Origin of the sequence: Mediterranea massiliensis (genome assembly GCF_900128475.1) — a bacterium.
Lineage (GTDB): Bacteria > Bacteroidota > Bacteroidia > Bacteroidales > Bacteroidaceae > Bacteroides > Bacteroides massiliensis_E.
The window spans coordinates 577,937-590,108 of the sequence record NZ_LT635838.1 but is presented as its reverse complement, the minus strand read 5'-3'; the positions used below and the strand labels follow the sequence as shown (position 1 = coordinate 590,108).

Sequence of the window (12,172 nt, the reverse complement as noted above, 5' to 3'; positions counted from 1 at the left end):
TCCATGCAGGGTGTGTGGCCCATCCGCTTCTTTCCCGTCCCTTCCCCAGCCCTGCCGACCTACGGAGCTTTTTGTGCCTTGTGCCGGCGGAAAACGGATGAAGACAGCGGCAGTCCATATCTTTGCAGGTCCATTAATCTAACACTTTAAATTATGAAAAGAAGTATGTCGTATTCGAAGTGCGGTTCTGAACTGAAGGTGCACTTCAATCTGAAACAAATGTGTGACGCGGAGAAGCTGACACAAGTCATGCTGGTGATGACCCTGTCCGGACGGCGGGTGAGGCTCTACACGGGGCTGCGGGTGAAACCGCGCTTCTGGGACAAGGCCGCCTACCGCTGCAGGCCCGACGGGAGGGTCAGCAGAAGGGATCGCGAAATGCTGGAACACATCAACCGCCAGCTAGACCGCATGGAGCAGGCGGTGGACGATACCGACGAACGCCTGGCAGCCCGCGGCGACTTTCTGACCGAGAGCGTACTGAGGCATGTCGTGGGTGAGACACGGAGCCTGGCCGACCGGAGCGGACATCCGCTGCTCTACCTCCGGCAGCTGGCGCAGGACTATGTGAAGGAGGTGAACCGCCGGGGCAGACGCGGCAACGAGAATTCGAGGAACACCTACCTGACTGCCCTGGGACGGCTGGAAGACTATGACCGGACACGCAAGGTACCCATCGGCTCGTTCGAGGACTTCGATCGCAGATTCTTTGCGGATTTCACTAATTATCTTTACAAATACCGGTTCGGGAAGCACCTGGAGAAAAACTACACGCAGAACACGGTGGTCAACACGCTGAAAGTCATAAAAAATCTGCTGCACCGCGCTTATGACAACGAGATGACAAGCAACGACTACTTCAGGCGGGTGCAGACGTCGCTGCCGGCCGACGTGAGCGAGCCGGTGTATCTGCGCGAGGAGGAAATCAGCAAGCTGGCGGCCGTCGAAACCCGCGACGGGGCGGAGCGTGAGGTGAGGGACATGTTTGTCATCGCCTGCTATACGGCCCTCCGCTTCAGCGATCTGAGGCGGCTGAACGAAGCAGAGATCGACAAGGGAGTCATCTCGCTCTACCAGACCAAGACCAAAGAAAAGGTGACGATACCCATCCTGAAGGAGATTGCTCCGCTCGTCGGCCGTTACCGACGGGAGGGCTTTCCCGTGATAGACAAGGCGAAGGCCAACCGCATCATCCGCCTGCTGGCCGAACGCAGCCGCCTGGACGAGACGGTGAGCTATCGGGAAGTGAGAGGCGGCAGGGCCACGCTGCACACCGCCCCCAAATACAGGCTGATCAGCTTCCACACGGCCCGGCGCAGCTGCGTGACCAATCTTTACAAGCGGGGCTATCCGGCCAACTACATCATGACGCTTTCGGGCCACCGCTCCATGCAGGCGTTCCAGCGCTACATGCGGGCCTCGTCGAAGGAGATGATGTCGAGCTTCTTCCTGCTGCTGAAGAAAGACAAGGCCATCGCAGTATAACCGAGGCGAGGCGACTGAAAAAGAAGACGCGCTGACATCGGGTTATCCCGCCCTTGACGCGGAATCCACGATCCACTCTCTGTGCGACCCTGGATCCCGGCTCAAGGCCGGGATGACATTGTATTTGCTCCCATTTTATTGTTGAGCCTCCTTGGAGGAATTCTCATTTGGCCCGGCACCGTAGTCCGGCCAGGGCATGCAGGAGTTTTAAGCGGGGCAAACGGTTGCTTCAAGCTGGGCAAACGACTGCTTTAAGCTGGGCAAGCCGTTGCTTTAAGCTGGGTAAATGACCGCTTTAAGCCGAGCAAACGATTGCCCCAGACCGGACATGGCATTGAGAGCATTATTTTTCTATTTCCATTGTCGTCTTTTTTAGCCATGCATGAATGATGGGGCTTTTTCTCTCGGGAGAGACTTTCCGGCTCCACCGTGTTAGGATTCTTTGTAAGCCGACGTTTCCCAGGGACGGCAGGTTGGTACGTCCGTCCAATCGGTCTGTCGGCGGCTCCACTGTGCTTATGAAGGGGAGCGCGACACTGCGGCAGGTGTCACAAGGTAGTGTCATTTCTGCTGCATCGTCCTCCGTAAATCGAGACAATCGACATTGTATCAACAGGTTGGCAACACGCTGGATGGTGTCGGAATCTGGTGTCAATCCTGTAGAAGTGTAACATCGTTCTCCGTTCTCCGTTTCCATAACCGGCTGGCTGCAAGGAAGATAAAGACAGGAAGGCGGATTCTTATTCATTGTCATTTCTGTATCATTCTTATATTTTCCAGTCTTTTTAATGGCTGATAATCAGATACATACATCTGAAATCTATTTAGGAAATTTGTTCGTTACTTTGCAGCCAGAAATGTGCCCTGTAGTGTGCTGTGGAAGGGGGTGGTGAGAGAAGCGGGGAGGCGTGAATGTCTATATATATAATAAGGTGTAGACGCGCGGCGGAAATGCCCGGCGGAAACCGCAACAGAAAAGCAACTGACTATTGACTGAAACAGATATTTATTTTATTACTAACATTTAAAAACTAAAAATTATGGAAATGGAAAAGTTTTATGTAGCTCCGGAAGTAGAAGTTCTGGAAGTAGAAGTTGAGAAGGGTTTCGCAGGAAGCTTGGAAGGTACAGGTCCTGAAGAGGATTTCTAACGGTGGAATTTCTGTCTTGATTTTGTAAACAAAGTATTAATTTAAACGAATAAAAAATGAAAAGTAGGTATTATTTAGCATTAATGGTGCTTCCTGCCCTGTTTGCAGCTTGTACCAATGATGACTTTGAAACAGTACAGAACAACTCGTTGGTGGATTCTGTGCTGAAAAATCGTGCAAAGGGAGAGCTGATCCTGAACGCCAGCAAGGCCGGTGAGGAAGATGCCCAGACCCGTATCGTGGGTACGACCAACGGTACTGCCATCGACTGGCTGTGGGAAAGCGCCGATGATAAGATTGGTGGTGTGGTTGTTGACTACAAGGCTGATGCTGGAAGTGATGATATAAAATTCATCGCTACAGCTGATGATAATTACACCATCACCAATTATCCGTTTGCTCCCAATATCAACGCTCCTTCCGCATCGGCCGAGTTCTCTACTCCGACAACGGTGGTACAAGGTGCATATATGTTCTACAACCTGTATGACGGCAACAATACCAAAAGAGGTCAGATTAAGGCTGAAATCGACCGCATCCAGAAGGTTAACGCCGGTGAAGAAGCCGGTCTCAAGCAGGTAGGTACCACGTCGAACGGCGGACAGAACTTCTTCGTGTCTCCTATTATGGACATGGCCATTGCCGACGGCGAACCCATTGAGACGCCCGTTACCCTGACCAGTGCACACAGCGTGCTGAAATTCACGTTCAAGGCTGACCTCGAAGACAAATATTGGGGCAACTTTACGGTGAACAAGGTTGTCATCAAAGGTAGTGACGACAAAAAACAAAAGTTTGCCCGCGCGCTGACTATCGACCCACAGGAAATCGCTAAAATTCAGTATAGCATTAAAGTCGCAAAGGACGATAATGGGAAACAGCCTTATTTGAATTGGTTCAAGAATAATGGTGCCATCATAACAAGAAATGCAGACGGAACGATGGTCAGCGATGAGCAGATCAAGGCAGCCTTGAAGCTGGTGACAGATGCCATTTCTCTGAAAGATGACAACGGTGACCTAAAAACAATAGGTAAAACCGATGCCGACGATTACTGCAACGACCTTCAGTTCCAGCTGGAAACTCCGTACGTCTTCAATAGCAAGGACGATGTAATGGAGTTGATGGTAGTGGTTCCTGCAGGCACGTACACACGTGAGGATTTTAAAGAAAAGCTGAATAAGGAAGATGACACATGGGGCCTTTTTGAGCTGGACGTTTACACCAGCGAGGGTATTTACAAGACTTATCTGAATTCGTATGACGAAGACGGCAAAGTAGTTGAAAAACGTACGCTGGAGCGTGGCAAGAAGTATGGCATGCCTGAACAGACCCTGATCATCGGTGGCGGTAAAACCAACATCACCCTGTTCGATCAGAACGATGAGTTTACAGTAGAAACTACGGAAGACTGGAACTATACCATCGACTACATCAATGCCCACTATCGTGACTTTGGTAATGAAAACGCATGGAAGACTCCGTTGGTGAAGATTGCAAAGGACAGCAAGATTACAGTTGATGCTGACCACTACTTCCCCGCATTCCCGGTTAAGTATGAAGGTGATGCTGATTTGTATCTGGTTGGTCAGAATGAATACAAGTTCAACCCGACTTGCGCTATCCTCGACTATGAAGACCGTCCGGAATTGTATGTGGTTGACCAGAAGAATGCTTCTGTTGTATTTGATATGGATGTTGAAAACACGATTAAGGATTTCTATGGTGAACAAGGCAATCCTGTAGAAAATAAAGACGTAGATGGAGTTCAGCAGACCATTACCGGTGCCATCAGACTGATTTCTGATGCTCAGGTTGTCATCAAGAAAGGTACGGAAGTACAGTTCGAGGAATTGGTAAACCGTGGTACGATGACCATTGAGGAAGATGTCAAGGTTGAAGTACTTGATGATAATAGTGATAAGACACAGGCTATCCTGTTGGCTGACGCAACCAACGAAGGTGTGATGAACATTTACGGACGTCTGTCTGGAGAGTTTAAGCTTACCAATGCTGCTGCAGCTACCATCAACGTAAAGGGCTTCGAGAATAGCATGAACAATAAGATTCGCGGTATTGTTGATTTGAAACAACTTGATAACTACGGTATCATCAATATCGAATCCGGTGTTCAGTACAAGGGTACGTATGGTGGTAAGGTAGATGTTACGATATTGAATAATACCTTTACTACCGGTACTAAGGGTGAAATCAACAACAACGGCGAGCTGATTGTGAATAGAATTAATAGTAATGGTACCATCACCGTTGGTGAAGATCCCTATGCGCTGATTCAGTTGACACGCGGTTCTGTAACTGATAACGATGGTAATGGTAGTGTCGTATTGGCAGATGCAACCCAATATGAAGTCTATAATAACTACTATTCAGAAAGTAGCTCAATTAAGCCTAATGTAACAGGTACGATTGAAACGACTCTGACTTCACAGGAAGAATATGATGAGATCGTGAAGAACCATGAACAATACAGCTTAGCTGCTCCGAAACTGCAGACAGCTTTGACAGTTTTGAATAAGGTGACCGTAAATGGTGTAGTATTGGAATTGGCTGATGTAGCAAAAGATTTGTATAACAAGATCAATTTTGTTTTGGGCAACAATGCCGGTTTGGACATCAAGAAAGTAGAGGGCATTACCTTGAGCTCTATTACTGCTAATGGTACCAACACATCGATTATTGCTTCAACCAATAAAAAAGAAGATAGAAGAACTGTAAATGTAACCACTATCAAATCATCGAAGAATGCAGAGTTGACAATCGACCCGAAGGTGAATGTGATGGTTAGTAAGGGCAACAATGAAATTGTTGTAGCCGGTAAGCTGACCAACAATGGCTGGATTGACACTGAAGCAAGCAGCACCTTTGGTAGTCCTAACTATATCTACGCACTCATCAACGAAGGTGGTAGCCTCATCAATAACGGTCAGTTGAGCCAACCTGCAGAGGATGTTTACTCTATGGGTGATGAAGAATATGCTAAGTTATCTAACTTTATTAGCACATACTTCAAGAAGAATGCGGATGGCAAATGGCAAGGTAAAAAAGGTACATCTGGAATAAGAATCGAGTTCTTTGAAGGTAAAAGAATGAATAATGTTCAAAATGCAGAAAGTTGGCCACAAACAAACTTGGCAGTAACTCCTGAAATCTTTGCCCAGTTATTATATTCTGGTACGAAGAAAACAATTGATAGTTATAATGGTTATTGTGTTGCTGTACAAGGTGGTGTATATGCATTATATTACGGAAATGAGGATATAGAAGAATGTCGCGTCCATCAAGCCGATTCATCTGTAGCTTCTGCAGCTGAAGTTTTGGCTGGGGCCAAGGATATGCCTACAAACGCCAAGACATGGTTCTACGTAAAAGCAAATTATGGTACCATAGACTTGAGAGAAGGTCATGCTTGGGGTGAAATTGCAGAAACGATGAACAAAGGCGCTAAATATGGTGACTTTGAGAATGACAAGTGATTCTGAGTAATCCCTTTTGACTAACATAAAAGAGGCCGGAACTTGCAAAGATTCCGGCCTTTTTTGTGTATGATTGTCATGCAGTGCTTTGTGAGGTTCTCATGCAGTGCTTTGTCTGGGTGCCATGCAGTGCTTCGTCAGACCCTCATGCAGTGCTTCATCAGGGTATCAGGAAGCACTTCGTCAGAAGCTCATGCAGTGCTTCGTGGATCACGCATCGAGTGCGGGATGCCGGGACGGGAGAAATGAAGTACAGGCTGTGGGGAAAGCGCGTCAGGCGCACACCCAGTCGCTGATGGTTCCCGTCTCGGACGAGAACACGGCACCGATGCGGAACAGCCGGCGGTTGTCGGCGGTATACTCGCGGGCATAGCCCTTCTCCCCGATCTGCCGCAGGGCGTCGGCGGCCGTACCGTCCAGCTTGAACTCGAAGATGTAAACGTAGGCGGGGGTCTCTACGACACAATCCACCCGTCCCTGACTCTGGGCCTTCTCCGTATAGACGGTATAGACACTGATGAGACGCAGGATGAGATAGAAAGTGTAGTGGAAGTAGCGTTCCTTTTCCCGCTCGTCCGCCTTGCGCCGCATGGTGTAGGGGATGCTGGCCAGGAAGGAGGTCAGCCCGGCGCGGAAGTCCTCCACTTGCCCTTTCTGCAGCTGCGAACAGGCCTTCCTGATCCAGGAGTCCACATGCTCACGGGTATTGAAATAGTTGGCCGCCGCCATCGACAGGAACCCTTCCTTCACCTCCTTGTTCGGGAAATCGAGAAGGAACGTCCCGTAATCCCTGTCAAACTCCTTGATGGTCAGATATCCGCTCTGATAGATCATGGGCAGGGGACGCTCCACATCGGCCTTGTAGTCGACAAACTCCTTCGGGGCGTAGTATTTGCCGGTTATCTCGTTCAGGTTCTCGTTGGTGTGCGACAGCAGGCGGATGAGGTACGTCGGCGTGCCGCTCTTGAACCAGTAGTCGGAGATGCGCTGCGCATCGAAAGCGTTGAGCAGGCTGAAGGGATTGTATATGTCGGTCATCCGGTCGCTGAAGTGATAGCCGTCGTACTGGGCCTTGAGCCTGCCCAGCATTTCTTCGTATGTACACTGGTAGAACTCCGCCATGCCGCCGATGGGCTCGCGGAAGTGGGCCTCGAGCTCCTCCTGCGTGATGCCGCACAACGTTTCATACTTGCCGTGCATGCTGATGTCGAAAGGCTGGTTGAAGCCGCTGAACACGCTCACCTGCGAGAACTTGGTCACTCCCGTCAGGAATACAAACTGCAGATGCTCGTCGGCCCCCTTGAACACGGAGTAGAAGCCTTTCAGTATGTTGCGGTGTTCCTCCTCGAGGTTTCTGTCGGTATCCAGCACATCGAGTATGGGCTTGTCGTATTCGTCCACCAGCACTACCGCACGGAGCCCGCTCCGCTGATGGGCATATTTCAGCAGCTCAATGAAGCGCAGTCCCAAAGGAAGCTCCCCGTTGGGCTTGTAGCCCATTTCATGCTCCCACATGTCGAGGCAGCCGCCCAGCCACTTCTCCAGCACGCCCTGTTCGGCAAAGTTTCCACCGTTGAAATCGATATGGAACACCGGATAGACCTTCCATTCCGTTTCCAGGCGGTCTATCTTCAAACCCTTGAACAGATCCTTCCTTCCCAGAAAATAGTTCTTCAGCGTGGAGACTAGCAGGCTCTTGCCGAAGCGGCGCGGACGGCTCAGGAAATAGATGCTGCCTTCATGCGCCAGGCGGTAGACCAGCTCCGTCTTGTCTACGTACACATAACCGTCTTCAATAATCCGGTCGAAGCTCTGTATTCCTATGGGGTATTTCATACGGGTAGCAATTTGTGTTACACTATGGCAAAGATACGCAAAGGTGTGAGGAGAAGCAAATGAAAATGCAATTTTCAGTTTGATTCTTCCGAGCCGCATCCCATTGTATTTTAATAATCCTGACATCCATTTTTGTCGTGGTGTCAGATATTGGTGTCACCGCCACGTCTGCACCTCCCTGCTCCGTTCCCTAATCTGTTTGCAGACAGTGGTTTGCCGGAACGGGCTGTGGTGTCAGGATGGGGTGTCAGTCAGGATGCGTTTGTTCCGCCAACATTCCGTTAGCAGCAGACAATCGGTTGAAATCAAGCCCAATATATCGCGAACTGCAAATTCCTGATAGCACTCATTTCCCGTTCCATTACAATCTTTATCAAATGCATTTGATTAATTATCAGCCACATACCATCAAAATCTATTTAGGAAATTTGTTCGTTACTTTGCAGCCAGAAATGTGCCCTGTAGTGTGCTGTGGAAGGGGGTGGTGAAAGAAGCGGGGAGGCGTGGAAGCCTATATATATAATAAGGTGTAGACGCCAGGCGGAAGCCGCGAAAGAAAAAGCAACTGACTATTGTGAAACAGATATTTATTTTATTACTAACATTTAAAAACTAAAAATTATGGAAATGGAAAAGTTTTATGTAGCTCCCGAGGTAGAAATCTTGGAAGTGGAAGTAGAAAAAGGATTTGAAGGAAGCGTAGACTTCAGCGAAGATGTCCCTGCTTAACTTTATTGGATGTATGTATTAACATTAAATTTTTAAAAAATGAAAACAAAGTATTTGTTAATGACGGCTGCACTGTCCGGACTCTTTGCAGCTTGTACGCAAGAAGATTTTCTTGATGCGCCCGCTACTCCAGCAACAGATCCGCTGGCTGGACGTCCTGTTGTGGGAGTTGTGGACTTTAAGACGGATGAGCCTACAACCCGTTACAATGCGGAAACTGCCACACCTGATGTGGGCGATGCCCTCGGCCTCTATCTGATGGATGAATTCCGTGGTGATATCGAAATAGTAAACGGTTACCCGGACGGTGAATGGCCTGATGCCAATAAAACACCGTTCACATACCAGTCCAATTGGTGGGAGATGTATAAGCCCGTCAATTACATCCAATCCAATTATGGTTATGTTCTTCAGGAAGATGGCAAATGGATTAACCGCGCATCCCAATTGGTTGAAGGAAACTACATTGTTATGTACCGGAAGAACGACGAGGCAACCAATCGTCGCGACTTGTGGCAATACATCAATCCGAATGTAGAACTGAAGCATCATTCTACCAGAACGGACAAGTACTATGTCAATCGCGACAACCAGTTCATGCTGGACTACAAGCAGATTTATCGCGACCAGAAAGCCGATGAAACTGGAAAGCTGACTATCGATGTGAAGTTTAAGCCGATTTTGACCTATGCCAAATTTGTTATCGAGAACCAGGCTGCCAATGACTTTGTCGCAGAGAAGATTGTCTTCAAGGCACCCGGCGATAAGCCGCTTCCTACAGTAGCTTATGTAAAACCTGATGGAGTTTTACCGACTTTTATCTATAATAAATATAACGAAATTGAAAAAGCAGGTGGAAAAATCGACGTATTGAAGGATGAATGCGACAATACGATTGCTGAAGGACTTTATTACGACGAATACTTCACCCAGAAGGTTGCCCGTTCGATGGTACAGTATGCAACCACCGAAAAGCAGGTTCCGTATGGTCTGGAAGATACAAATACTGCATTCGAGTATGTTTTCAATTTCCCGGATGAAGAAGAAGGCGGTGTCCTGCTGAAAGCCAACAATACAGGTGATCCCAGTGACAGAGTTCTGGGCGTATCTATCGCTTTACCGGCATTCGAAATGCCAGACTTTGACTGGACGGATATGCAAGTTGTTGTTTACGGTAAAATGTGGGATCAGGGTTCAAACGACATGAAGGGTTCATGGAGACCCGGTATCTTGATCAACCTGCGCGGAACGGCTGACAACCAGGTATTTGATCTGGACAAATTTAAGCTGTGGGAAAGCGGCATGGAAATTCCTACCGCCCAACTTAAATTCGATGACCAGTCATTCGTACAGGGAGAAGAAATCCGTGTTCAAACAACTGCCGACCTGATCAACCTGATCAACTCTCGTTTGTCCAGCATCACAACAACTCAAGATGTTGACTTTGAGGTTTATCCTTACGGCAATGGCCTGGAAATCACAGATGAAGTTGTCAGTCTGATCGATACCTACAAGAAAGAACATGGCGTAAACGTAACGTTGATATTTAAGCATACTCTTGGCGACCATAACAATACTCCGGTTATTCTGAAGGCAGAAAACAGTATCAACAAGTTCGAATATAAGGGGGTAAATGTTGTAGTCGAGGCAGACCAGGTTTCTGAAGAAAAAGTATCTGGAATCAAAGACCTGCACATCTTCAAGTCCTTGACTCTTGCAAAGGATGCTGATCTGAACGCTTCTTACATCCACGTAGAACTGGGTGGCAGCCTGAATGCTGGAGCTTGCAAGGTAAATGCATATACCATTGAAAACAGCGGTACATTTGTTCTTGAGGGTAGCACAGTAGAAGCCAAGGTAGAAAATAAAGCCCAAATGAATGTAACAAAAGATGCTACTATCACAGGCAATATTACCAATGACAATGATTGCATTAACTGCGGTAAGGATGATGCTGTAGTGACAATTGAGGAAGCTGCTACATTGACTGTTAATGGCGACATCGAGAATAAGGATAAGTTCGACAATAACGGTGTTCTTAATGTAGAAAAGAATGTATTCACCAATACTGGTAGATTTGAAACGGCCGATGCCTTTATTGGGAGAATAGAGAACGGTGAATACAACTATGACACCAATGAAGGTTCTAGCATTTATATCAATGGTACAGTTATCCTGATAAGCAATGAACCATGGAGTGAAAACAAGGGGTATATCTATATTTATCCTGAAGCTAAGTTGATTGGTGTCAATACTTCTGATACATTTATTAAGAATGAAGAAGAAGGATTTATCGCAAACGATGGTATGTTGCATCAAGTATCAAATGATGGAAGCATCGTAACTGGTGAGGGATCTTATACAAGAGAAATGAGTGGTACTGGTACAATTAACAACAGCAACATGGCTGATGTTGTTTATGGTCCTGCTCAAACATGTCAGTATGCAGTAGAAGATGTTACCGGAATGACTATCAAAGAGTTGCAAGACAATGTAACAAAAGCTAAGGCTAATCAATTGTGGATTCAGTCAGGAACTCTGAAACCTTATACAGACAATACTCTTGCAGGTGTAGACGGCTCTTTCACTAATGGAGTTATCTTTGGTGCTGTAACATTTGAGGGAGGCAAGAGACTTGAAATTAAAACAAACCAATTGAGCTTCGGCCAACCTTCTACTATAAAGGACGGTGAACTGGTAATATACAATTGGAAAGTTGGTTCTAAATCAAATGCTGTACTTATTGTTGCTGAACCTGCCAAACTGACTATCGAGCAAGGTGCTACATTGCGTGGTTCGTCGGAAGCTGAATTGATAATAACAAATTATGGTACTATCCACAATGTCGGTACAGTATCATATATTGCTAATGCAGACGATTGCAAAGAAGATAATTCTAATGGATACCATTGGAGTGGCAATCCCGCCAATTAATACATTCACTGGAATGTAATCATATGAAAAGAGGGTGTGCCTTTACTGGCACACCCTTTTTTGATTGTTTTAAAACCCTACTGCCCTGCGCCTCCTCACCCAGGTGTTCCGCGGCTGGGAACTGGAAGCGAAAGAGGTGGTGTAAAAGAATGTTCCCATATCAGCCCCATTTGTAGTTTTATTATAGTGTATGATCCCTGCCTGTCACAACCGTTGACAGGCGGGGATTTTTTTGTGTGTTATCCAGACATCCGTTTCGGCAGTGGTGTCGTATTGTGGTGTCACTGTCACCTCTGCACCCGTCCACTTCGTTCCCTAATCCGTTTGCAGGCAGCAGTTTGCATGAACGGACTGTAGTGTCAGGATGTGGTGTCAGCCAGACAATGTCAGTCCCACTGATATTCCATCAACAGCAGATAATCTGTTGATAACAAGCCCAATATATTGCGAACTGCAAATTCCTGATAGCGCTCATTTCCCCGTTCCATTACAATCTTCATCAAATGCATTTGATTAATTATCAGTCACATACCATCAAAATCT

4 protein-coding genes are annotated in these 12,172 nt (G+C 47.1%); 3 read left to right on the top strand and 1 reads right to left on the bottom strand.

All coding sequences use genetic code 11. The annotated features are described in order from the left end of the window. The first annotated feature begins 165 nt into the window (after nt 1–165). Nucleotides 166–1,485: a site-specific integrase gene (locus tag BQ7483_RS12335; protein ID WP_235847356.1), complete on the top strand. Its 1,320-nt coding sequence runs from the start codon at nt 166–168 to the stop codon at nt 1,483–1,485. A 1,207-nt stretch (nt 1,486–2,692) separates the two neighbouring features. After that, nucleotides 2,693–6,130, top strand: coding sequence for a hypothetical protein (locus BQ7483_RS12330; RefSeq protein WP_139247649.1), 3,438 nt, complete (start codon nt 2,693–2,695; stop codon nt 6,128–6,130). Nucleotides 6,131–6,403: 273 nt separating this feature from the next. Here the strand turns inward: BQ7483_RS12330 and BQ7483_RS12325 are convergent, their stop codons facing one another. Further along, the gene (locus BQ7483_RS12325) at nt 6,404–7,966 is read right to left on the bottom strand and encodes an ATP-binding protein (protein ID WP_072546087.1); all 1,563 of its coding nucleotides are present in this window, start codon (nt 7,964–7,966) and stop codon (nt 6,404–6,406) included. Between the two features lie 768 nt (nt 7,967–8,734). On the opposite strand from BQ7483_RS12325, the gene BQ7483_RS12320 reads away from it, so the two are divergent. After that, complete coding sequence (locus BQ7483_RS12320; RefSeq protein WP_072546086.1) at nt 8,735–11,629, top strand: hypothetical protein; 2,895 nt, start codon at nt 8,735–8,737, stop codon at nt 11,627–11,629. Nucleotides 11,630–12,172: the final 543 nt, after the last annotated feature.